Source organism: Streptomyces sp. NPDC030165 (assembly GCF_055573595.1).
In genome coordinates, this window is sequence record NZ_JBVIBD010000014.1 from 1 (window position 1) to 22,930 (window position 22,930).

The 22,930-nt window shown below is 70.6% G+C and carries 16 protein-coding genes; 8 read left to right on the forward strand and 8 right to left on the reverse strand.

Annotated features, from left to right (window positions below; genetic code table 11):
- Positions 1 to 143 precede the first annotated feature (143 nt).
- Positions 144 to 3,686 carry a DNA polymerase III subunit alpha gene (gene dnaE / locus ACZ4Z1_RS24945; protein ID WP_468488836.1) on the reverse strand — a complete coding sequence of 1,181 codons (3,543 nt, stop codon included), beginning with the start codon at positions 3,684 to 3,686 and terminating at the stop codon, positions 144 to 146.
- Positions 3,687 to 4,102: 416 nt separating this feature from the next.
- Between dnaE and ACZ4Z1_RS24950 the strand changes: the two genes are divergently transcribed.
- The 6 genes from ACZ4Z1_RS24950 to ACZ4Z1_RS24975 all read left to right on the forward strand — a co-directional run bounded on the left by ACZ4Z1_RS24950 (position 4,103) and on the right by ACZ4Z1_RS24975 (position 10,672).
- Positions 4,103 to 5,446 carry a DUF2252 domain-containing protein gene (locus ACZ4Z1_RS24950; protein WP_468488837.1) on the forward strand — a complete coding sequence of 448 codons (1,344 nt, stop codon included), beginning with the start codon at positions 4,103 to 4,105 and terminating at the stop codon, positions 5,444 to 5,446.
- 90 nt (positions 5,447 to 5,536) lie between these two features.
- Positions 5,537 to 6,196 carry a hypothetical protein gene (locus ACZ4Z1_RS24955; protein ID WP_468488838.1) on the forward strand — a complete coding sequence of 220 codons (660 nt, stop codon included), beginning with the start codon at positions 5,537 to 5,539 and terminating at the stop codon, positions 6,194 to 6,196.
- Between the two features lie 61 nt (positions 6,197 to 6,257).
- Positions 6,258 to 7,085 carry a thioredoxin domain-containing protein gene (locus ACZ4Z1_RS24960; protein ID WP_468488839.1) on the forward strand — a complete coding sequence of 276 codons (828 nt, stop codon included), beginning with the start codon at positions 6,258 to 6,260 and terminating at the stop codon, positions 7,083 to 7,085.
- 121 nt (positions 7,086 to 7,206) lie between these two features.
- Positions 7,207 to 7,950, forward strand: a complete 744-nt coding sequence (locus ACZ4Z1_RS24965) for a hypothetical protein (RefSeq protein WP_468488840.1) — start codon at positions 7,207 to 7,209, stop codon at positions 7,948 to 7,950.
- 128 nt (positions 7,951 to 8,078) lie between these two features.
- Positions 8,079 to 8,924, forward strand: a complete 846-nt coding sequence (locus ACZ4Z1_RS24970) for a thioredoxin domain-containing protein (RefSeq protein WP_468488841.1) — start codon at positions 8,079 to 8,081, stop codon at positions 8,922 to 8,924.
- Between the two features lie 104 nt (positions 8,925 to 9,028).
- A complete protein-coding gene (locus tag ACZ4Z1_RS24975) occupies positions 9,029 to 10,672 on the forward strand; it encodes an alkaline phosphatase D family protein (RefSeq protein WP_468488842.1) in 1,644 nt (547 codons plus the stop codon).
- A gap of 16 nt (positions 10,673 to 10,688) precedes the next feature.
- Here ACZ4Z1_RS24975 and ACZ4Z1_RS24980 read toward each other — a convergent pair whose 3' ends face one another.
- Complete coding sequence (locus tag ACZ4Z1_RS24980; protein ID WP_468488843.1) at positions 10,689 to 11,303, reverse strand: dienelactone hydrolase family protein; 615 nt, start codon at positions 11,301 to 11,303, stop codon at positions 10,689 to 10,691.
- Between the two features lie 105 nt (positions 11,304 to 11,408).
- On the opposite strand from ACZ4Z1_RS24980, the gene ACZ4Z1_RS24985 reads away from it, so the two are divergent.
- A complete protein-coding gene (locus ACZ4Z1_RS24985; protein ID WP_468488844.1) occupies positions 11,409 to 12,530 on the forward strand; it encodes a mechanosensitive ion channel family protein in 1,122 nt (373 codons plus the stop codon).
- Positions 12,531 to 12,631: 101 nt separating this feature from the next.
- Here the strand turns inward: ACZ4Z1_RS24985 and ACZ4Z1_RS24990 are convergent, their stop codons facing one another.
- The 4 genes from ACZ4Z1_RS24990 to ACZ4Z1_RS25005 all read right to left on the reverse strand — a co-directional run bounded on the left by ACZ4Z1_RS24990 (position 12,632) and on the right by ACZ4Z1_RS25005 (position 17,350).
- Entirely contained in the window at positions 12,632 to 14,233 is a 1,602-nt protein-coding gene (locus ACZ4Z1_RS24990) for a Na+/H+ antiporter (protein ID WP_468488845.1), read from the reverse strand.
- 149 nt (positions 14,234 to 14,382) lie between these two features.
- The gene (locus ACZ4Z1_RS24995; RefSeq protein WP_468488846.1) at positions 14,383 to 15,324 is read right to left on the reverse strand and encodes an RluA family pseudouridine synthase; all 942 of its coding nucleotides are present in this window, start codon (positions 15,322 to 15,324) and stop codon (positions 14,383 to 14,385) included.
- Positions 15,325 to 15,419: 95 nt separating this feature from the next.
- Positions 15,420 to 16,109, reverse strand: a complete 690-nt coding sequence (gene lspA / locus ACZ4Z1_RS25000; RefSeq protein WP_468488847.1) for a signal peptidase II — start codon at positions 16,107 to 16,109, stop codon at positions 15,420 to 15,422.
- A gap of 404 nt (positions 16,110 to 16,513) precedes the next feature.
- Positions 16,514 to 17,350, reverse strand: coding sequence for a TraR/DksA family transcriptional regulator (locus tag ACZ4Z1_RS25005; protein WP_468488848.1), 837 nt, complete (start codon positions 17,348 to 17,350; stop codon positions 16,514 to 16,516).
- 615 nt (positions 17,351 to 17,965) lie between these two features.
- On the opposite strand from ACZ4Z1_RS25005, the gene ileS reads away from it, so the two are divergent.
- Positions 17,966 to 21,106, forward strand: a complete 3,141-nt coding sequence (gene ileS, locus ACZ4Z1_RS25010) for an isoleucine--tRNA ligase (protein WP_468488849.1) — start codon at positions 17,966 to 17,968, stop codon at positions 21,104 to 21,106.
- Positions 21,107 to 21,453: 347 nt separating this feature from the next.
- Here ileS and ACZ4Z1_RS25015 read toward each other — a convergent pair whose 3' ends face one another.
- Together ACZ4Z1_RS25015 and ACZ4Z1_RS25020 are read right to left on the reverse strand one after the other, a co-directional pair.
- Positions 21,454 to 22,581, reverse strand: a complete 1,128-nt coding sequence (locus tag ACZ4Z1_RS25015; RefSeq protein WP_468488850.1) for a DivIVA domain-containing protein — start codon at positions 22,579 to 22,581, stop codon at positions 21,454 to 21,456.
- Positions 22,582 to 22,630: 49 nt separating this feature from the next.
- On the reverse strand, positions 22,631 to 22,924 hold the full coding sequence (locus tag ACZ4Z1_RS25020; RefSeq protein WP_030676138.1) for a YggT family protein: 294 nt from the start codon (positions 22,922 to 22,924) through the stop codon (positions 22,631 to 22,633).
- Between the last annotated feature and the right edge of the window lie 6 nt (positions 22,925 to 22,930).

The following is a 22,930-nucleotide window of genomic DNA, read 5'->3' on the forward strand; positions in this document are numbered from 1 at the left end:
GACTCCCCCACGTTTGGAAACGGGGGTTTAGGGTTGGAGCAAATCGGGCGTTTTTGGGGAGGGAGCGCAACGGACGGGGGGGGGCGGAAACGCAGGGGGGCGGGGGGGGGCCCCCCCCCCCCCCCCGGCACCGTCTCACCGGCTCAGCCCGCCAGGCAGGACGGCCCCAGCAGCACCTTCAGGTCGCCGAAGAGTGACGGATCCGGGGTCACCCGGTGCCGGTCCAGCCGGAGCACCGTCGTCTTGCGCGTCCCCTGGAGCTTGATCCGCACCTCGGTCGCGCCGCGGTGGCTGGTCAGCACCTCGCCCAGCTTCTCGACCAGCGGCGGCGTGACCTTGACCGTGGGGATCGTGATCGTCACGGGAGCGTTGGCGCCGGCCTCAGAGAGGTCGGGGACCATCATCTCCATGGCGACCAGCCGCGGGACGTCCTCCCGCTTGTCCAGGCGCCCCTTGACGAAGACGACGGTGTCCTCGACGAGTTGGGTGGAGACCAGCTGGTAGGTGGCCGGGAAGAACATGCACTCGATGGAACCGGCCAGGTCTTCGACCGTGGCGATCGCCCAGGCGTTGCCCTGCTTGGTCATCTTGCGCTGGAGGCCGGAGATGATGCCGCCGATGGTGACGATCGAGCCGTCGGCGTAGTCACCGCCGGTGAGCTGGGAGATCGCCGCGTCCGCCTTGTCGGACAGCACATGCTCCAGCCCGAACAGCGGGTGGTCGGAGACGTACAGACCGAGCATCTCGCGCTCCTGGGCGAGCAGGTAGGTCTTGTCCCACTCGATGTCGGAGAACTCCACGTCCAGACCGAAGCCGGGGCCGTCGTCGGCGCTGTCGTCGCCCATGCCGCCGAAGAGGTCGAACTGGCCCTCGGCCTCCTTGCGCTTGACCTGCACCACATTGTCGATCATGGCTTCGTAGTGCGCGGTCAGGCCCTTGCGGGTGTGCCCCATCTCGTCGAACGCACCCGCCTTGATCAGCGATTCGGTGGTGCGCTTGTTGCACACGACCGCGTCGACCTTGTCGAGGTAGTCCGGGAAGGAGCTGTACTTCCCCTTGGCCTTGCGGCAGCGGATGATCGAGTCGACGACGTTCTGGCCGACGTTGCGGACGGCGGTGAGGCCGAAGAGGATCACGTCGTCGCCCTGGGCGGCGAAGTTCGCCAGCGACTCGTTGACGTTCGGCGGGAGCACCTTGATGCCCATGCGGCGGCACTCGTTCAGGTAGACCGCCGACTTGTCCTTGTCGTCGCGCACCGAGGTGAGCAGCGCGGACATGTACTCCGCCGGGTAGTTCGCCTTCAGGTAGGCGGTCCAGTACGTGACCAGTCCGTACGCGGAGGAGTGCGCCTTGTTGAACGCGTAGCCGGCGAAGGGGACCAGCACGTCCCACAGGGCCTGGATCGCCTGGTCGCTGAAGCCGTTCTTGCGGGCACCGGCCTGGAAGAGGACGAAGTTCTTCTCCAGCTCCTCGGGCTTCTTCTTGCCCATCACGCGGCGCAGGACGTCCGCCTCGCCGAGGCTGTACCCGGCGACGATCTGGGCGGCCTTCTGGACCTGCTCCTGGTAGACGATCAGGCCGTAGGTCAGGCCCAGGACCTCCTTGAGCGGCTCCTCCAGCTCCGGGTGGATCGGCGTGATCTCCTGGCGGCCGTTCTTGCGCTCCGCGTAGTTGATGTGGGAGTTCATGCCCATCGGGCCCGGGCGGTACAGGGCCGATACGGCGGAAATGTCCTCGAAGTTGTCGGGCTGCATCTGGCGCAGCAGCGAACGCATCGGACCGCCGTCGAACTGGAAGACGCCGAGGGTGTCACCCCGGCAGAGCAGCTCATAGGTCTTGGGGTCGTCCAGCGGGACTTCCAGCAGCTCCAGGTCGACGCCCTTGTTGGCCTTCACCATCTTCAGGGCGTCGTCCATGATGGTGAGGTTGCGCAGGCCCAGGAAGTCCATCTTCAGCAGGCCGAGCGACTCGCACTGCGGGTAGTCCCACTGCGTGATGGTGACGCCGTCGGTGTGCCGCACCCAGACCGGGGCGTGGTCGATGATCGGCTCACTGGACATGATCACGCCGGCCGCGTGCACACCCATCTGCCGGACCAGGCCCTCGACGCCCTTGGCGGTGTCGATGACCTTCTTCACGTCCGGTTCGTTCTCGTACATCCCGCGCACCTCGCCCGCCTCGGAGTAGCGGGGGTGCTGCGGGTTGGTGATGCCGTCCAGGTCGATGCCCTTGCCGAGGACGTCGGCGGGCATGGCCTTGGTGATGCGGTCACCCATCGCGTACGGGTAGCCCAGCACGCGCGCGGAGTCCTTGATCGCGTTCTTGGCCTTGATCTTGCCGTACGTGCCGATCATGGCGACCTTGTCCTCGCCGTACTTCTCGGTCACGTACCGGATCACTTCGACGCGCCTGCGCTCGTCGAAGTCGATGTCGACATCGGGCATCGAGACGCGCTCGGGGTTGAGGAACCGCTCGAAGATCAGACCGTGCGTGACCGGGTCGAGGTCGGTGATGCCCATCGCGTACGCGACGATCGAACCCGCCGCCGAACCACGGCCAGGGCCCACCGCGATGCCGTTGCGCTTGGCCCACATGATGAAGTCGGCGACCACGAGGAAGTAGCCCGGGAACCCCATCTGGATGATGACGTCCATCTCGTACTCGGCCTGTTTCTGCCGGTCCTCCGGAACGCCGCCGGGGTAACGGCGCTCCATGCCGCGCCGCACCTCCTCCTGGAACCAGGTGACCTCGGTGAACCCCTCGGGGATGTCGAACTTCGGCATCAGGTCGCGCTTCTCGAACATCCCGGTGGTGTCGATCTGCTCGGCGACCAGGAGGGTGTTGCGGCAGCCCTCCTGCCAGGCGTCCGAAGAGTCGATGGCGTACATCTCGTCCGTGGACTTCAGGTAGTAGCCGGTGCCGTCGAACTTGAAGCGGTCCGGGTCGGAGAGGTTCTTGCCGGTCTGGATGCACAGCAGCGCGTCGTGGGCGGTCGCCTCGTGCGCGTAGGTGTAGTGCGAGTCGTTGGTGACCAGCGGCGGGATGCCGAGCTTCTTGCCGATCTCCAGCAGGCCGTCGCGGACCCGGCGCTCGATCTCGATGCCGTGGTCCATCAGCTCCAGGAAGTAGCGGTCCTTGCCGAAGATGTCCTGGTACTCGGAGGCGGACTTCAGGGCCTCGTCGAACTGGCCCAGGCGCAGCCGGGTCTGCAGCTCACCGGAGGGGCAGCCGGTGGAGGCGATCAGGCCCTCGGACCACTGGGAGATCGTCTCCTTGTCCATCCGGGGCCACTTCTGCAGCCAGCCTTCCTTGTACGCGTCCGAGGAGAGCTTGAAGAGGTTGTGCAGCCCGGTCTTGTTCGCCGCCCAGATCGTCTTGTGGGTGTAACCACCGGAACCGGAGACGTCGTCGCGCTTCTGGTGCGGCTGGCCCCACTGGATCTTGCGCTTGGTGCGCCGCGACTCGGGCGCCACGTACGCCTCGATGCCGATGATCGGCGTGACGCCGGCCTTCTGGGCGGAGTGGAAGAAGTCGTAGGCGCCGTGGAGGTTGCCGTGGTCGGACATGGCGATGTGCGTCATCCCCATCTCCTTGCACGCTTCGAACATGTCCTTCAGCCGCGCGGCACCGTCCAGCAGCGAGTACTGGGTGTGCACGTGCAGATGCGTGAAGGGCGGCTTGGCCACGGCGGGAGACCTCCGGATGAGCGTTGCGGCGCCGCGCTGCGCGCCGGCCGGGAAAGACGGCCGGGCGACGGTGGGCGAGGGGTGTGGACGGTCTCGAAGTCTACGACCCTCCACCGACAACAAAAGAGGGGCGGCGCGCAGCGCCTCGGTTAGGGGGTGGCGGCCGGGCGACGGGCGGGCGGCGCGCAGCGCCTCGGTTAGGGGGTGGCGGCCGGGCGACGGGCGGGCGGCGCGCAGCGCCTCGGTCAGGGGGCGGTGGCCGGGCGACGGGCGGGCGGCGCTCGGTCCGGGTGTGGGGCGGTCGGGGAGCGGCGCACGGGTCCGGATGCGAGCCGGGCGGGCACCGATGAGTAGCCTCGGCCGTTGGAAGAGGCGGCACACCCGTCTGAATCACCCGCCTCAGGAGGCACCCCGCGATGTCGTCCCAGCTCGTCCCGGCGCCGGATGCCGCTCAGCGCGGCGAGGAGATCCTCGCCGTCTTCGACACCGCCTTCGGAGAGCTGCTCGCCGCCGACCCGGCGGCCTTCCGCGTCAAGTTCCGGAAGATGGCCGCCTCCGCCTTCGCCTTCTACCGGGGCACGGCCTGCCTCTTCTACCACGACCTCCAGGCGCAGGACGGCGGCCCGGGCGGCGGTCCGTACGAGGACGAGCGCACGGGCCAGGTGTGGATCCACGGTGATCTGCACGCCGAGAACTTCGGCACCTACATGGACGCCACCGGCCGGCTGATCTTCAACGTCAACGACTTCGACGAGGCGTACGTCGGCCCCTTCACCTGGGACCTGAAGCGCTTCGCCGCCTCCGTGGCCCTGCTCGGTTACGCCAAGGCGCTGAGCGACGAGCAGATCAGCGAGCTGGTGAGGATCTACGCCGCCGCCTACCGCGAGCGCATCCACGCCCTGGCCACCGGCGCCAAGGACGACGACGTGCCGCCCTTCACCCTGGACACCGCGGAGGGCCCGCTGCTGGGCGCGCTGCGCATGGCCCGCTCGCTGACCCGCTTCGGCCTGCTGGACTCGATGACCGAGATCCGCGACTTCGAGCGCCGCTTCGCCACGGGCAGCGGCACGGTCGAGCTGGACGCCGCGACCCGCTACAAGGTCCTGGCGGCCTTCGACGGCTATCTGGAGACGCTGCCCGAGTCCAGCCTGACCCGCCCGGACTCCTACCGCGTCAAGGACGTGGTGGGGCGCCGCGGCATCGGCATCGGCTCGGCGGGCCTGCCCTCGTACAACATCCTGCTGGAGGGCAACAGCGACGCCCTGGAGAACGACGTCGTCATCTACATGAAGCAGGCGCAGACCCCGGCGGTCTCCCGGCACATCACCGACCCGCGGGTGCGCGGCTACTTCCAGCACGAGGGCCACCGCACGGTGATCTCGCAGCGCGCCCTCCAGGACCACGCCGACCCGTGGCTGGGCTGGACCGAGCTGGACGGCGCCGGCCAGCTCGTGGCCGAGATCTCGCCGTACGCGGTGGATCTGGACTGGTCGGACATCGACGACCCGGCCGAGATCGCGGCGGTCGTCGCGGACCTGGGCCGGGCGACGGCGACGATGCACGCCGCCGCGGACGACGAGAGCGGCCACTCCCTGGTGCCGTTCTCCACCGAGCGCGCCATCGACGCGGCCATCGCCGCCGACGAGGACGGTTTCGGCCGGCTGCTGGTGGACTTCGCGCACGCGTACGGGGCCCGGGCCCGCGCCGACCACCAGACGTTCGTGGACCTCTTCCGCAACGGCCGGATTCCCGGTCTGTGAGCCGGGCCACAAAGTGAAGGGGGAACGGAGGTACGACGTATTCGCGCCTCTTAGTCCACACTTACACCGGGCCGTGGCAGACTCGCTGCAATGGACATCTCGGCGGCACACCTGCGGGCACTGCGCGCAGCGCTCTTCACGGCGCTGTGCGTGACGCTGTCCGCCGCGGGCCATGTGCTGCTGTCCCGGATGCCGCTGCCGCTGACCACCGTCGCCGTCCTGTCGGCCGCCGTCTTCGCCGTCGCGTACGCGCTGGCCGGCCGGGAGCGCGGCTACTGGCGCATCGCCGCGCTGCTCGTACCGCTGGAGCTGGCCGCCGACACGGTCTTCAGCGCCGGTCAGCACACCTGTTACGGGCGGGCCGGCGGCCCGGTCACCGGGCCGCTGCGGTCCCTGGGCGTGGACCTGCTGTGCGGCGGCGGCGAGGTCGGCACTCCTTTGGCGCACCTGTCGGCGGACGACCGTGCGCCCGCGGCGACCTGGCTGCTGCTGCTCGCCGTGCACGTCGCCGTGGGGCTGCTCGCGGCGGCCTGGCTGCGGCGCGGCGAGGCGGCGCTGGCCCAGTTGCTGGGGGCGGTGACGGCGTTCGCGTTCCGGCCGCTGCTGCTGGCGGTGGCGGTCGTCCGGTCGCTGCCCGTACCGTCCCGCCCGGCCTCCCGGCCCGCGCGCGGCGAGCCGGCCCCGCGGGCCGTACCGCTGCTCGTGCACTGCGTCGTACGGCGTGGACCGCCCTGCTCCCTCGCCGCGTAGCCTTCGGGCCGCGGCTCATGGACAGGCACCCGTTCACACCGTTCCCAGGAGCAGGACAGTCATGAGCAACCGCAACAGCCAGGCCAACAAGCAGGCAGCCCGCGAGCGACTGCGCATCGAGCGCGAGCGGCAGAAGAAGAAGGAGAAGGTCCGCCGGCAGCTGACCGTCGGCGGTGCGATCGTCGCCGTGCTGGCCGTCGCGGGCGGCATCGGTGTCGCCGTGGCCAAGTCGGGCGGCGGCTCCGACAAGTGGGCCGAGGCGGGGAGCGCCAAGCTGGTCCAGCCGGCCAACACCTCCGGCAAGAACGGCACGGAGATCATCCTCGGCAAGAAGGACGCCAAGCACACGCTGTCCCTCTTCGAGGACGCCCGCTGCCCCGGCTGCGCGAGCTTCGAGCAGAACATCGGCGAGACGATCCAGAAGGACCTGAAGGACGGCAAGTACAAGGCCTCCGTCCACCTGGGCACCTTCCTGGACAACAACCTCCAGGGCACCGGCTCCAAGAACGCGCTCAGCGCGATGGGCGCCGCGCTGAACGTGGGCCCGGACGCGTTCCTGAAGTTCAAGGAGGCGCTGTTCTCGAAGGAGTACCACCCGGAGGAGACCGGTCCGGACAAGTTCGCCGACAACGACTACCTGATCAAGGTCGCCGACACGGTGCCCGCCCTGAAGGGCAACGCCAAGTTCCAGGACGCCGTGAAGGCCGGTACGTACAACCGCTGGGCGATGGAGATGTCCGAGACCTTCAACGGCTTCAAGGACGTCAAGAGCACGCCGACGGTCAAGCTGGACGACACGGTACTGGGCACCGACTCCGCCAACGGCAAGGTCGCCCCGTCCACGCCGGACGCGTTCAACGCGGACGTCGACAAGGCGATGAAGGGCTGACCCGAGCTCTCCCCGGAGCCCCGGCCCGAAGCTCTGCCCGGAGCCTCGGTCCGGGGCTCCGTCGTACGGCGATGCCAAATCTTGACCCGGCGGTTCGCCGTGCTCATGGCAGACTCCGGGCATGGAGCGGACCGGAGCACGGCCGTGGACAGCCGCGGGCGTCCCCCTGCGCGCGGTACGCGCCGCGGTGTTCACCGCGCTGTGCGTGACGCTGTCCGCCGCTTCCCACGTGCTGCTCAGCCGTACCCCGGTGGCACTGTCCACGCTCGTCCCGGTCGGCGCGGCGGTGTTCGCCCTCGCGTACGTCCTGGCGGACCGCGAGCTCGGCTTCCGGCGCATCGCCGGGCTCCTCATCCCGGTGGAACTGACCGCCGACACCGTCTTCACCACCGGCCAGCACACCTGTTACGGACAGGCCGGCGGCCCGGTCACCGGGCCGCTGCGCTCGGTCGGCGTGGACCTGCTGTGCAGCGGCGGCGGACTGGGCACGCCGCTCGCCCGGGGTGGAGGCACCTCCCATGCCCTTCGGGCCATGGGGGAGGCCCACCCTGGGCTGCCGGTGCTGCCGGCCGGTCCGGCGGCGGTCCCCTGGCTGCTGCTCGCCGCGCATGTCGCCGTCGGGCTGCTGGCCGCGGTCTGGCTGTGGCGCGGTGACGCCGCGCTGGAGCGGCTGCTGCGGGCCGTGCCGGCGTTCGCGTTCCGGCCGCTGCGGCTGGCGGCCGCCGCGGACGCCGCCGGTTCTTTCCCGCCGCACCGCCGGGTACGGCCCGTAGGCCCCGTTCCCCTTCCCCGGCCGCTGCCCCGGCTCGGGCACTGCGTCGTGCGGCGCGGTCCGCCCCTGCCCGCCCCCACCGCCGCGTACTGAGGGCGCGGCGCGCGGGGAGTCGGTACCGCGGCAGCCGGGCCCCTGGCGTCAGGGTGTGCGGCGCCCGTACAGCGGGGGTTCATCACGGCACGTACCACGGCAATCGGGACAGGGAGTCGGTAAGCACCATGAGCGACCGCAACAGCCAGGCAAGCAAGCAGGCGGCCCGCGAGCGGATCCGTGCCGAGCGCGAGCGGCAGAAGAAGAAGGAGAAGATCCGCCGGCAGCTCGTGGTGGCGGGCTCGGTGATCGGTGTCCTCGTCATAGCCGGCGGCGTCGGCTTCGGGATCATGAAGGCGAACGAACCCACCGGCTGGGAGGCGGCCAAGGAGGCCGACCTGGTCAAACCCGCGCACACCAGCGGCAAGAACGGTACCGAGATCGTCATCGGCAAGCCGGAGGCGAAGGAGACCCTGGAGGTCTTCGAGGACATCCGCTGTCCGGCCTGCGCGGGCTTCGAGCAGAGCGCGGGCCCGGCCCTCCTGAAGGGCATGGAGGACGGCCGCTACAAGATCCGCTTCACCATGTACACGTTCATCGACGGCGGGCAGGGCGGCGAGGGCTCCAAGAACGCGCTCAGCGCACTCGGCGCGGCCCTGAACGTCGGCCCGGAGGCGTTCCTCAAGTACAAGACCGCGCTGTACGCCGAGAAGAACCACCCCGAGGAGGCCGACGACGCCTACGCCAAGGACGCGAAGCTGATCGAGGTCGCCGACCAGGTGCCCGAGCTGAAGAACAACAAGAAGTTCCAGGCGGCGGTCAAGAACGGTACGTACGACCGGTGGACGATGGAGATGACCGCGCTCTTCGGCCGTAAGGGCGTCACCGGGACGCCGGCGTTCCTGCACGGCGACAAGAAGCTGAAGCTGCCGCAGGTCCCGCAGAAGCAGATGACCAAGGAGCAGTACTACGAGCTGGCCACGGCCAACTTCAACAAGATGATCGACGACGAGTTCGGCGCCGCGAAGAAGTAGCGCGGGAGCCGGGGCACCGGCCCGGCGGACAGCTGTTTACGGGAGGGCGAACTTCGCGCGCGAGCCCTCCCGTAGTGCCCTACCCGACAGTATGGTGATCGGCCGTGACCGATCATGACCAGATATCACGTCGCACCGCCGTTACGGCCGCAGCCGCCTCCGCCGCCCTGCTGCCCTTCGCCACCGCCGGCCCCGCCCGCGCCGCCCAGCCCCGTACGGACCCGCAGCTCTTCCAGCACGGTGTGGCCTCCGGCGACCCGCTCCCCGACGGCATCCTGCTGTGGACCCGCGTCACGCCCGAACCCGGAGCGGTGCCCGGCTCAGGACGCGGCCCGGACACCACGGTGAGCTGGGAAGTGGCAACCGATCAGGACTTCGGCTCGGTGGTCGCGCGGGGAACCGCGACCACCACGGCCGCGGCCGACCACACCGTAAAGGCCGACGTACGCGGCCTGACACCCGCCACCGCCTACTACTACCGCTTCACCACCGGCGGCACCCGCTCACCCGTGGGCCGCACCCGCACCGCCCCCGCGCACGACGCCAGAGCCCCCAGCATCCGCTTCGGCGTGGTCTCCTGCGCCAACTGGGAGGCGGGCTACTTCTCCCCGTACCGGCACCTGGCGGCCCGCCGCGACCTGGACGCGGTGCTGCACCTCGGCGACTACATCTACGAGTACGCGACCGGCGGCTTCCCCTCCTCGGGAAAGGTCGTACGGCAGCACTCCCCCACCCACGAGATCATCACCCTCGCCGACTACCGCACCCGGCACGGCGTCCACAAGACCGACCCCGACCTCCAGGCCCTGCACGCCGCGCACCCGGTCGTCGCGATCTGGGACGACCACGAGTTCGCGGACAACGCCTGGTCCGGCGGCGCCGTGAACCACACCCCCGGCGCCGAGGGCGACTGGGCGGCGCGGATGGCCGCCGCCAAGCGCGCCTACTTCGAGTGGATGCCCGTACGGACCTCCACGGCCGGCACCACCTACCGCCGGCTGCGCTTCGGCAAGCTCGCCGACCTGCACCTGCTCGACCTGCGGAGCTTCCGCGACGAACAGGCCGAGCCGGGCAGCGGGAAGGTGGACGACCCGGGGCGATCGATCACCGGGCGCGCCCAGCTGGACTGGCTCAAGGCCGGGCTGGAGCGCTCGGACACCGCCTGGCGGCTTGTCGGCACCTCCGTGATGATCTCCCAGGTCGCCTTCGGGTCCGTACCCGCCCACCTGCTGGAGCCGCTCGCCGAGCTCCTCGGCCTGCCCAAAGAGGGCCTGGCGGTCAACACCGACCAGTGGGACGGCTACACCGACGACCGCCGCGAACTGCTGACGCACCTGCGCGACCGCGGCATCGACAACACCGTCTTCCTGACCGGCGACATCCACATGGCCTGGGCCAACGAGGTGCCGGTGAAAGCCGCGACCTACCCGGCCACGCCGCCGGTCGCCACCGAGTTCGTGGTCACCTCGGTCACCTCCGACAACGTGGACGACTTCCTGCACGTCGCCCCGCACACCGTCTCCCTGGTCGGCGTCGCCGCGATCCGGGCCGCCAACCGCCATGTGAAGTGGCTGGACATGGACTCGCACGGCTACGGCGTCCTGGACGTCAGCGCCGAGCGCACCCAGATGGACTACTTCACCGTCTCCGACCGGACCGACCCGCACGCCACCACCGCCCTGGCGCGCTCCTACCGGACCCTCTCGGGGACCCAGCGGCTGGAGCGCGTCCGCCGGCCGGTGGGCTGATCCCGCCGACGCCCGTTCACAGCGAGCCGAGGAAGCCGAGAGCGACCTTCCAGGCACTCTCGGCGGCCTCCGCGTCGTAATCCGGCAGGTCAGGGTCGGTGAACAGGTGCCCGGCGCCCGGGTAGCGGTAGACCTCCACGTCCGCGCCGGCCCGCCCCATCCGCAGGTACCAGGCGTTCAGCCAGTCGTGCGGCTCGAACGGATCCGGGTCGGCGACGTGCAGCTGTACGGGCAGCTCGTCGACCGCCGCGTCGTCGGCGATGTCCGAGGTGCCGTGCAACAGCAGCAGGCCGCGCGCCTTGTCGTCCGCCAGCGCGAGGTTCTGCGCGACCGCGCCGCCGAAGGAGAAGCCCGCGTAGACCACACCCCGGTCGGAGTACGGCGCGGCGGCGGCCACCGCGCGCCGCAGCAGCTCGTCCTTGCCGATCTCGTCCTTGATCACCACACCGTCCTCGACGGTGCCGGCGGTCCGCCCGTCGAAGAGATCCGGTACGACGACCTCGTGGCCGGCCCCGCGCAGCCGGTCGGCGGCGGCGTGCACCGCGGGCCGCAGACCGCACACCGAATGGAACAGGACAACCGTCGAGGGTTTGGCGGACGGCGCGGACGGCGAGGCGGACGAAGAGGCCACTGAATTCACTTCCCTGTCATTGGATCGCACTTCCACCATCGTGCCAGTTACGGTCAGTAGGTACCGGCACGAAGCTGACCACACCTAGGAGGACCGGAAGTGTCCATGGAGGACGTGCTTCGTCCGCTCATCGTCGTAGGCGGCTCCATAGTCGTGACGCTCATCCTGGGCTGGCTGGCCGACCGGGCACTGCGCCGGGCCGACACGGCCCGCCCGGACACGCCACTGTGGGGCCTGCTGCGGCGCTGCCGCGTCCCCCTCCAGGTGGTGCTGGTGACCGCGCTGCTGCGCGGCCTGTACGACAGAACCGGCCTGAAGTTCATCGAGGACCACGAGGCGGGCCTCGGCCAGGTCCTCTCCCTGGTCCTGATCGCGGCCACCGCCTGGCTCGCCATCCGGGCCGCCGCGGCCATCGTGGAGTCCTCGTACTCCCGGTACGCCGCGGGCGCGCGGGACGCCGCCCGGGTCCGGCGGGTCCGTACGCAGGTCACCCTGATCCAGCGGGTGGTCACGGCGATCGTCATCGTCGTCGCCGCGGCCTCGATGCTGCTGACGTTCCCCAAGATGCACACGGTCGGCCAGTCCATGCTGGCCTCAGCCGGGCTGCTCGGCATCGTGGCCGGTGTCGCCGCGCAGTCCACCCTCGGCAACCTCTTCGCCGGCCTGCAGATCGCCTTCGGCGACATGGTCCGCATCGGTGACACGGTGGTCGTGGACAAGGAGTGGGGCACGGTCGAGGAGATCACCCTGACCTTCCTGACCGTACGCACCTGGGACGAGCGGCGGATCACCATGCCCGTGTCGTACTTCACCAGCAAGCCGTTCGAGAACTGGTCACGCGGCGGCGCGCAGATGACCGGCACGGTCTTCTTCCACCTCGACCACGCCGCGCCGGTGGAGAAGATGCGCGACAAACTCCACGACATCCTGCAGAACAGCGCCGACTGGGACGGCCGCGGCTGGAGCCTGGTGGTCACCGACACCACCCCCACCACGATCCAGATACGCGCCCTGGTCACCGCCCGGGACTCGGACGCCATCTGGTCGGTGCGCTGCGAGGTCCGCGAGCGGATGATCGACTGGCTGCGCGCGGAGCACCCGTACGCGCTGCCTCGGGTGGTCACCGCCGCCGCCCCCGACAGCGGGGAGGACACCGCCCGGCGGGCGGAGACCGCAGGGCACCGGCACCCGGGGACGCTGGACAAGGGGCCGGGCCTGGACGGCTGACGACGCCGGCCGCGGGACCGGGGCGCGGCGTCGCGCCCGTAGAGCTCTTCGCGGACGGGCACCACGGCGACGCGCCCCGGCCGTACACCGGCCCGCTCCCCCTACGGCAGCGGCGCGCCCCGCAGGCTGCGCATGTCCAGCTGGCGCAGGACCCGGTCCACGATCTCCGGGTCGGCGCCCGGCTCGCTGCGTGCCGAGAGCACCTCGTGGCGGGCGGCCGAGAGCATCTCGCTCTGGATGCGCTGCACCTTCTTCATCCGGGTGACGCGCTTTTCGAAGTTCTCCCGCCGGTCGTCGTCCACGATGTCCGGCGCGATGCGCGCACCCATGTCGTAGGCGCGCCGGGTGAGCTGCTCGCTGATCTCCTCCGGCAGCTCCTCGACCTCCAGGATCTCCTTCAGGCGCCGCTTGGACGCCTTGATCACCCGCAGCGCCAGCTCCCGTTCCAGCCGCTCCTCGGTCTCCGAGTCGGCCCGTACCCGCAGCTTCTTGACCAGGGTCGGCAGCGACAGGCCCTGGATGACCAAGGTGGAGAGCACCACCGCGAAGGCGATGAACAGGATCTCGTCGCGCGCCGGGAAGTCCCCGCCGCCGTCGATCCCGTACGGGATGGCCAGCGCCAGCGCGACCGACGCCACGCCGCGCATCCCGGACCACCACATGATCACGGTCTCCCGCCAGCTCAGCGGGATGTCCTCGTCGAAGTCCCGGCGCTTGTGCATCCGCTTGGCCAGCCAGGCGGCAGGCAGCAGCCACAGCAGCCGGACGCCCACCACGACCACCACGACGGCCGCGCCCACGCCGAGCATCTCGCCCCAGCGGCCGGAGGCCACCTTGATGACGTTGTGCAGCTCCAGGCCGATCAGCCCGAAGGCGACTCCGGTGACGAGGGTGTCGACGATCTCCCAGAACGTGTAGCCGGCCAGCCGGCCCATCACGTCGTCGGCGTCCACCGCGTACTCGGCCAGGAACAGCGCGGTGGTCAGCACCGCCAGCACCCCGGAGCCCTCGAACTCCTCGGCGAGGACGTACGCGACGAACGGCACCAACAGGGTCAGGCCGATCTGCAGCGTCGGGTCGCCCAGCAGGCTCATCAGCTTGTTGGCGACCCAGCCCAGCACCAGCCCGACCGCTATCGCGACCACCGCGGACAGCACCAGCGAGCCGACCGCGGAGGGCACCGAGAAGGAGCCGCTGACGGCGGCGGCGAGCGCCACGTGGTACAGCACGATGGCGGTGACGTCGTTGAACAGCCCCTCGCCCTCCAGGATGGAGACCATACGGCGGGGCAGCCCCAGCTTGCCCGCCACGGCGGTCGCGGCGACCGGGTCGGGCGGTGCGACGAGCGCGCCGAGCACCACCGCCGCGGCGATCGGCATACCGGGGACGACGGCGTGCGCCACGGCGGCGACGGCGGCCGTGGTCGCGAAGACCAGGGCCACCGCCAGCAGGAAGATGGGCCGGATGTTGGCCGTGAACTGCCGCCAGGAGGTGCGCTGCACGGCGGCGTAGAGCAGCGGTGGCAGCACCAGCGGGAGGATGAATTCCGGCGGGATCTCCACGTTCGGTACGAACGGCAGCAGCGCCAGCACCGCGCCCGCGAGCGTCATCAGGACCGGCGACGGCAGGCCCAGCCGGTCACCGACCGGGACCATGACCACGGCCCCGAGAAGTAGGACGAACATCAGGGCCAGCTGATCCACGGTGGCTGCGCTCCGGGGTCGAAATCGATCACGTTCCGACCCAAGCCTGCCATGAAGCGCACAAAAGCCGCTCGGACGAGTGGTCCGGCCGCTCGACCGTCCGGTCTACCCGCTCAGGGCGTCCGCACCGCTCCCACGGAGCCCGCCGCTCAGGCGCTCTCGGCCCGCACCCGGTCCAGGGCCCGCTGGAGGTCTTCCGGATAGGCGCTCTCGAACTCCACCCACTGCCCGTCCGCCGGGTGCTCGAAGCCCAGCCGCATCGCGTGCAGCCACTGCCGGGTGATGCCCAGCCTCTTGGCGAGCGTCGGGTCGGCGCCGTAGGTCAGATCGCCGACGCACGGGTGGCGGTGCGCGGACATGTGGACCCGGATCTGGTGCGTACGGCCCGTCTCCAGCTTGATGTCCAGCAGGCTGGCCGCCCGGAACGCCTCGATGAGGTCGTAGTGGGTGACCGACGGCTTGCCGTCGGCCGTCACCGCCCACTTGTAGTCGTGCTGCGGATGCCGGCCGATGGGCGCGTCGATCGTGCCGCTGAGCGGGTCCGGGTGGCCCTGCACCAGCGCGTGGTAGCGCTTGTCGACCGTCCGCTCCCGGAACTGCTGCTTGAGCAGGGTGTACGCGCGCTCGGACTTCGCCACCACCATCAGGCCGGAGGTGCCGACGTCGAGGCGGTGCACGATGCCCTGGCGCTCGGCGGCGCCGGAGGTCGAGATGCGGAAGCCCGCGGCGGCCAGCCCGCCGATGACGGTGGTGCCCGTCCAGCCAGGGCTCGGGTGCGCGGCGACGCCGACCGGCTTGACGATCACCACGATGTCGTCGTCGTCATGGACGATCTCCATGCCCTCGACGGGCTCGGCGACGATCTCCACCGGCGGCGCGGCCTGCGGCATCTCCACTTCGAGCCAGGCGCCGCCGTGCACCCGCTCGGACTTCATGACTTCGGCGCCGTCCACCCGGACCTTCCCGCCGGCCGCCAGCTCGGCGGCCTTCGTACGGGAAAAGCCGAACATGCGGGCCAGCGCGGCGTCGACGCGCTCGCCCTCCAGGCCGTCCGGTACGGGCAGGGTGCGGATCTCGGGAATCGTGCTCACACGACCGAGTATGTCAGCCCGCTGTGACACTCCGACCGGCCCCGGTCGCCCGGACCCCCGTACCGTACGGCACCTTGCCCGCCACCGGGCCGCCGTCAGTCCTTGTGCACCGTGCCGTCCGGGTCCAGGCCGCGGAAGGACAGGATCACGATCAGGATGCCGCCGCAGACGATCGCCGAGTCCGCGAGGTTGAAGACCGCGAAGTGGGCGGGGGCGATGAAATCCACCACCGCGCCCTCGAACACGCCCGGCGTACGGAAGATCCGGTCGGTGAGGTTGCCGAAGGCGCCGCCCAGCAGCAGGCCGAGCGCGATGCCCCACGGCAGGCTGTAGAGCTTGCGGGCGATCCGGATGATCACCACGATCACGATCGCCGCGATGATGGTGAGGAAGATCGTCAACGCCTCGCCGATACTGAAGGCGGCACCGCGGTTGCGGATCACCTCCAGGCGCAGCAGCGACCCGATCACCTCGATGGGGGCGTGGTGCTCCAGCTTCGCGACCACCAGCGCCTTGCTGCCCAGGTCGAGAAGGTAGACGACGGCCGCGACCAGGAACAGTGTGCCGATCCGCCGCTTGCCCCGGCCCTTGGCCTTCCCCGCGGTGGCACCGGCCGCGCCGCCGGCCACGTCCTCGTCCCGGCCCTCGTCCCGGCCCTCGTCCGGCTGCCGCTCCCGCGACGCCGTTCCTTCGGCGCTTCCCCCGGACACCGGTACCGCCGCCGTCCCCGGCTCGGAATCCGGCCCGGTCTTCGGCGTACCGGTGATGCGCTCCGCCTCTGCCACGTTGTGAGCCCCTCAGCCCGTCGAGTCCCGCACGCCAGGCCGCCCCCGGCTGAGCACGAGGGTACGGCACAGACGTACGGACACCGCCGGTACGGGTGCGCCCGGACACAGGCGATTCGCCCACCGACCACCCGCCCCTTGACCAGCGCGGCCGGTTCGGGGCCACCCGCCGGGCCGCGAGCGGCCCCGGTTCCCAGCGCCGGCGTTCCGCCGTGTCCCGGCGGAACGCGAGCCCCGCGGCATCCGGCGCACTTCGCGGTGCACCATCGCGGCTCCTGACGCCTGGCTCCTGGCTCCTGGCTCCTGGCCACGAAGCGGAGAGCCGTCGCCGTCATGCGCCCCCACGGACGATTCCGCCGCCCGCCCCGGCCACCCCTGATCCGCCCACCGGGCCGTGGCGGTCCCTACCTCCGCTCCTGCTTCTGCTTGCATTCCACACACAGCGTCGCCCGGGGGAACGCCTGCATCCGGGCCTTGCCGATGGGCTTGCCGCAGTTCTCGCACAGGCCGTACGTGCCCGCGTCGAGCCGTTCCAGCGCGCGCTCGGTCTGCAGGAGCATCTCGCGCGCGTTGGAGGCCAGCGCCATCTCGTGTTCGCGGGTGATGTTCTTGGTTCCGGTGTCGGCCTCGTCGCCGGTGCCCTCGCCGGTGTCCCGCATCAGTCCGGCGAGCGCGTCCTCGGACGCCATGATCTCCGTACGCAGCCGCCCCGCCTCGTCGTGCAGTTCGGAGCGGGCCTCGGCGACCTCCGCCGGCGTCCAGGGCTCCTCGCCGGGCCGTACGGCCAGCTCGCCGGGGGCCGCGGCGCGCGCCTTGGGCACCGCGCCCGCCGTCCCGTCCTGTTCCGCCTCGGCGGCCGGTGCCCCACCCGGAGTCTGCTTCTCCACCACCGTCTTGGCTCCTGTCTTCTTCGCGGGCACCGCCTTCTCGGCAGGTGCGGTCTTGGCCGCCTTCTTCGGCGCTGCCTTGCGGGTGGCGGGCCCGCTGTCCGGGGAAGACCCTCCGGCCTCCTTCTTCGCCGCGGCCTTCTTCCCCGGCGTCTTCTTCGTCGGTGTCTTCTTCGCCGCCTTCCCGGCCGCGGGCGGGTGCTCCGGCTCCTGCGCCGGACCGTCCGGGACGGCCTCCGCGCTCATCGCCGCGGCGGCGGACGCCCGTTTCTTCGCCGCGCGCCCTGGCTTGTCGGCCGCGGCCTTCCCGGCATCCGCCGTGCTCTGCTTCGCGGCGGTCTTCTTCGCCACCATGGCCGCGACCCCTTCACGTATGTGATCATGCTCGCGAATCGTGACCGGAACGATAAATCGCCTCAAGGCACGCGGCAACGGGACGCACCGCCCTTTCCCGCCCGGTCTCCCCCACGGCAGCCGGGTCTGCATCCGTTGTGCCCCCCTGTCCGCGCGGTAATCCGCCAGCCCACGGCCCGCGCGGCCCCCGGCACCGGCCGCCCGCCGCGCGGGCGCCGACTCCCGCGCCCTGCGTATCGCCATTCGGGTCACGCCCTCGGCGCCCGCTACCTCACTCGGCGCAGCCCGTGAAACCGGTCGGTCCGCACCGTCGCTGCCCCGTACACTGGGCTCAGCGAAAGGCGCGGATGGGACGAGTAGCGTCGTACGCAGTCATGAGCGATCCGGGGACGGTGCGAGCCCGGAGGCGTGCGCGACGTGAAGATCAGCCCGGAGCCGCCGGAAGAACGCCCACAGGCGGCCAGCAGCCGGCCCGCGGGTCAGTAGAACCGGCCTCGCGACCCCAATGAGGGGGCGGTGGATCGTTCACCGCCAAGGAGGGTGGTACCGCGGGAGCCCAGGCTCTCGTCCCTCCGGACGGAGAACGCAGCTGGTGTCCGCCGGAGGAACGCCCCGATGTCACAGCCTCAGTACCGCCAGGTACCCGCCCAGGTAGACCTGCCCGCCCTTGAGCACGCCGTGCTCGACTTCTGGCGCGAGCAGAAGGTCTTCGCCCGTACCCTCCAGCAGTCCGAGGGACGGCCCGAATGGGTCTTCTACGAGGGCCCGCCCACCGCCAACGGCATGCCCGGCGCCCACCACATCGAGGCCCGCGTCTTCAAGGACGTCTTCCCCCGCTTCCGCACCATGCGCGGCTACCACGTCGGCCGCAAGGCCGGCTGGGACTGCCACGGCCTGCCGGTCGAGCTGGCCGTCGAGAAGGAACTGGGCTTCAACGGCAAGAAGGACATCGAGGCGTACGGCATCGCCGAGTTCAACGCCAAGTGCCGCGAGTCGGTGACCCGCCACACCGACGCCTTCACCGCCCTGACCACCCGGATGGGCTACTGGACGGACCTGGACGACCCGTACCGCACCATGGACCCCGACTACATCCAGTCGGTCTGGTGGTCGCTCAAGCAGATCTTCGACAAGGGCCTGCTGGCACAGGACCACCGCGTCGCCCCCTGGTGCCCCCGCTGCGGCACCGGCCTGTCCGACCACGAGCTGGCCCAGGGCTACGAGACCGTCGTGGACCCCTCCGTCTTCGTCCGCCTCCCCCTGACCTCCGGCCCGCTGGCCGGCGAGGCCGCCCTCCTCATCTGGACGACCACCCCCTGGACCCTGGTCTCCAACACCGCCGTGGCCGCCCACCCCGACGTCACCTACGTCGTGGCCACCGACGGTACGGAACAGCTCGTCGTAGCCGAACCCCTGCTCGAAAAGGCCCTCGGCGAAGGCTGGACCGCGACCGGCCGGACCTTCACCGGCCGCGAGATGGAGCGCTGGGCCTACCGCCGCCCCTTCGACCTGGTCGAGCTGGAAGGCGCCAACTTCGTCGTCAACGCCGAGTACGTCACCACCGACGACGGTACGGGCCTGGTCCACCAGGCCCCGGCCTTCGGTGAGGACGACCTCAAGACCTGCCGCGGCTACGGCCTGCCGGTCGTCAACCCGGTGCGCCCCGACGGCACCTTCGAGGAGGGCCTCGCCCTCGTCGGCGGCCAGTTCTTCAAGAAGGCCGACGAACACCTCGTAGCCGACCTCGACGCCCGCGGCCTGCTCTTCAAGCACGTCGCCTACGAGCACAGCTATCCGCACTGCTGGCGCTGCCACACCGCCCTGCTCTACTACGCCCAGCCGTCCTGGTACATCCGCACCACCGCGGTCAAGGACGCCCTGCTGCGCGAGAACGAGGGCACCAACTGGTTCCCCGAGTCGGTCAAGCACGGCCGCTTCGGCGACTGGCTGAACAACAACATCGACTGGGCCCTGTCCCGCAACCGCTACTGGGGCACCCCGCTGCCGATCTGGCGCTGCGCCGAGGACCACCTGACCTGCGTCGGCTCTCTCGCCGAGCTGACCGAACTCACCGGCACCGACCAGTCCGGCCTCGACCCGCACCGCCCGTACATCGACGCCGTCACCTTCCCCTGCCCCACCTGCCAGGGCACCGCGACGCGCGTCCCCGAGGTCATCGACGCCTGGTACGACTCGGGCTCCATGCCGTTCGCCCAGTGGGGATACCCCTACAAGAACAAGGAACTGTTCGAGAAGCGCTACCCCGCACAGTTCATCTCCGAGGCCATCGACCAGACCCGCGGCTGGTTCTACACCCTGATGGCCGTCGGCACCCTCGTCTTCGACAAGTCCTCCTACGAGAACGTCGTCTGCCTGGGCCACATCCTCGCCGAGGACGGCCGCAAGATGTCCAAGCACCTGGGCAACACCCTCGACCCCATCCCGCTGATGGACCAGCACGGCGCCGACGCGGTCCGCTGGTTCATGGCGGCCGGCGGCTCCCCCTGGGCAGCCCGCCGCGTAGGCCACGGCACCATCCAGGAAGTCGTCCGCAAGACCCTGCTCACCTACTGGAACACGGTCGCCTTCCAGGCCCTGTACGCCCGCACCTCCAACTGGGCCCCCAGCGCCACCGACCCCGCCCCGGCCGACCGCCCGGTCCTCGACCGCTGGCTGCTCAGCGAACTGCACACCCTGACCGAAGGCGTGACCGACGCCCTCGAAACCTACGACACCCAGCGCGCCGGCAAGCTCCTCTCCTCCTTCGTCGACGACCTCTCCAACTGGTACGTACGCCGCTCCCGCCGCCGCTTCTGGCAGGGCGACGCCGCCGCGCTGCGCACCCTCCACGAGGTCGTCGAGACCGTCACCCGCCTGATGGCCCCCATCACCCCGTTCATCACCGAACGCGTGTGGCAGGACCTGGTCGTGCCCGTCACCCCCGACGCCCCCGACTCGGTCCACCTCTCCACCTGGCCCGAGGCGGACCGGTCCGCGATCGACCCGGAGCTGTCGAAGCAGATGGTCCTGGTACGGCGCCTGGTCGAACTGGGCCGCGCCACCCGCGCGGAATCCGGCGTCAAGACCCGCCAGCCCCTCTCCCGCGCCCTGGTCGCTGCAGCCGGCTTCGAAGCCCTCTCCCCCGAGCTGCGCACCCAGATCACCGAAGAGCTCAACGTCTCCGCCCTCGCCTCCCTCTCCGAGGTGGGCGGCTCCCTGGTCGACACCACGGCCAAGGCCAACTTCCGGGCCCTGGGCAAGCGCTTCGGCAAGGGCGTCCAGGCAGTGGCCAAGGCCATCGCCTCCACCGACGCCGCGGCCCTCTCCCTGGCCCTGCGCGAAGGCACGGCAACCGTCACCGTCGACGACGAGACGGTCACCCTCTCCCCCGACGAGGTCATCATCACCGAGACCCCGCGCGAGGGCTGGTCGGTGGCCTCCGACGCGGGCGCCACCGTAGCCCTCGACCTGGAGATCACCCCCGACCTCCGCCGGGCCGGCCTGGCCCGCGACGCCATCCGCCTCATCCAGGAGGCCCGCAAGAACAGCGGCCTGGACGTGGCCGACCGGATCGCCCTGCGCTGGCAGTCCACCGACGAGGACGTCCGCACCGCGCTGGACGAACACCAGGCCCTCATCAGCGAGGAAGTCCTGGCCACCGACTTCGCCGGCGGCGACGCTGACGACACGTACGGCCCGGCGTTCGAGGACGAGAGCCTGGGCCTGACGTTCCGGCTGAGGAAGACGGAGGCGTAACCCCCGAAACCAAGAACGGCCCCCGACGCACAGCGCGTCGGGGGCCGTTGTCGTACAGCACGCCTTCCCTGTGACACACCGGCCCAAAACGCACGGAAAGCCACCCACCGGCCGGGCTCGGGGCCACGTAGGGGTCTCCCCGCAGGACGCCCGATGCCCCGGCTACGAGCAACCACAAGGATGACTCCACGGCGCCGAGGAGTGACCCCCGCGGGCCCTAAGCCCCCACCCACCGGACCTTAGGCGCAAGCGCGCACCCGCACCGGACCACGCAAAAGAGCCGGGTCCCCGGGGAAATCCCCGGGGACCCGGCCCTGATTGCCGACCACGCGCAACGCGCGCCTACGTCAGTTGTCGTCCTCGTCGATCAGAAACCCCCGCATCGGCGACGGCGCCTGCTGCATCGGCTGCTGCCCCTGCGGCCGCACCGGAGCCATCGGCTGCGTCATCGCCGGCGACATCTGCTGCTGCCCGCCGTACGACGGACCGCTGCCCGAGCCACCACCGTGACCGCCCATCGACTGCCCGCCACCCATGGCGTGGTTGCCCCCCATGGATCCGGCACCCGCCGACGCCATCGACGGCGACGGCGGCAGCGAGGCGGTCGCCGGCGTCCGCGGCGGCGCCAGCGAGTCGTCGGCCTGGTTCTCCAGCTGGCGCAGCTGGCTCTCCAGGTAGGACTTCAGCCGCGTACGGTACTCGCGCTCGAAGCCGCGCAGGTCCTCGACCTTGCGCTCCAGCGTGGCGCGGGCCGACTCCAGCGACCCCATCGCGACGCGGTGCTTCTCCTGCGCGTCCCGCTCCAGCGCGTCCGCCTTGGCACGGGCGTCCCGCTCCAGCCCCTCCGCACGCGAGCGCGCCTCGCCCACGATCTTGTTGGCCTCGGAACGGGCCTCCGCGATCGCCTGGTCGGCGGTCTGCTGCGCGAGCGACAGCACGCGGGCGGCGCTGTCACCGCCGGGCCCCTGTCCAGGCTGCGGCAGCTGCGGGCCGCCGTGCCCACCGGGACCGCCCATCGGGCCGCCCAGCGGACCGCCGGGGCCCATCGGGCCGGGGCCGTGCGGGCCCTGGGGGCCGGGGCCGTGGCCACCGGGCCCGGCCGGGAGCTGCGGGGCTCCTCCGGTCAGCTGCGGCGGGCCGCCCAACTGCTGCTGTTGCTGCTGTTGCTGCGGCGGCACCGGCTGCGGTCCGGATATGGCGGCGGGCACGGGGGCGCCGGGCCTGCCCTGCTGGTGCTGCTGCTGGTCCTGCTGCTGCTGGTCCTGCTGCTTGCGCATGTTCTGCTGCTGGTTCTGCGCAGCGGCTCGCGTCGCGGCGGCCAGCTTGGCGCGCAGGTCCTCGTTCTCCCGCAGCAGTCGGGTCAGTTCGGCTTCGACCTCATCGAGGAAGGCATCGACCTCGTCCTCGTCATAGCCTTCTCGGAGGCGGACGGTCGTGAACTGCTTGTTCCGCACGTCCTCGGGGGTCAACGGCATCTCTACTTCACCTCAACGTAGTCGTCGGCAATCGGCAAGACCGTATCGTTCACACCAACAACACCGATCTCACGACGGTGATCAGGATGTAGACGATGATCATCAATACGAAGAAGGACAGGTCGAGCGCCACGCCCCCGAGACGCAGCGGCGGAATGACCCGCCGCAAGAGCTTGAGTGGCGGATCAGTGACAGTGTAGGTGGCCTCCAGAACGACCACCATTGGCTTGCCGGGTTGCCATGAACGGGCGAACTGGAAGACGTAGTCCATCACCAGCCGGAAGATCAACACGATGAGGAAGCAGTACAACGCGATGTAGATCACCTGTCCAGCGATGCTCATCCGCGG

What these genes read in the sequence shown, in the direction of transcription:
- ACZ4Z1_RS24950 (WP_468488837.1), top strand. Translation starts at nt 4,103, where the DNA reads ATGTCGTCCCAGCTCGTCCCGGCGCCGGATGCCGCTCAGCGCGGCGAG.
- ACZ4Z1_RS24955 (WP_468488838.1), top strand. Translation starts at nt 5,537, where the DNA reads ATGGACATCTCGGCGGCACACCTGCGGGCACTGCGCGCAGCGCTCTTC.
- ACZ4Z1_RS24960 (WP_468488839.1), top strand. Translation starts at nt 6,258, where the DNA reads ATGAGCAACCGCAACAGCCAGGCCAACAAGCAGGCAGCCCGCGAGCGA.
- ACZ4Z1_RS24965 (WP_468488840.1), top strand. Translation starts at nt 7,207, where the DNA reads ATGGAGCGGACCGGAGCACGGCCGTGGACAGCCGCGGGCGTCCCCCTG.
- ACZ4Z1_RS24970 (WP_468488841.1), top strand. Translation starts at nt 8,079, where the DNA reads ATGAGCGACCGCAACAGCCAGGCAAGCAAGCAGGCGGCCCGCGAGCGG.
- ACZ4Z1_RS24985 (WP_468488844.1), top strand. Translation starts at nt 11,409, where the DNA reads ATGGAGGACGTGCTTCGTCCGCTCATCGTCGTAGGCGGCTCCATAGTC.
- ACZ4Z1_RS25005 (WP_468488848.1), bottom strand. Translation starts at nt 17,350, where the DNA reads ATGGTGGCGAAGAAGACCGCCGCGAAGCAGAGCACGGCGGATGCCGGG.
- ileS (WP_468488849.1), top strand. Translation starts at nt 17,966, where the DNA reads ATGTCACAGCCTCAGTACCGCCAGGTACCCGCCCAGGTAGACCTGCCC.
- ACZ4Z1_RS25015 (WP_468488850.1), bottom strand. Translation starts at nt 22,581, where the DNA reads ATGCCGTTGACCCCCGAGGACGTGCGGAACAAGCAGTTCACGACCGTC.
- ACZ4Z1_RS25020 (WP_030676138.1), bottom strand. Translation starts at nt 22,924, where the DNA reads ATGAGCATCGCTGGACAGGTGATCTACATCGCGTTGTACTGCTTCCTC.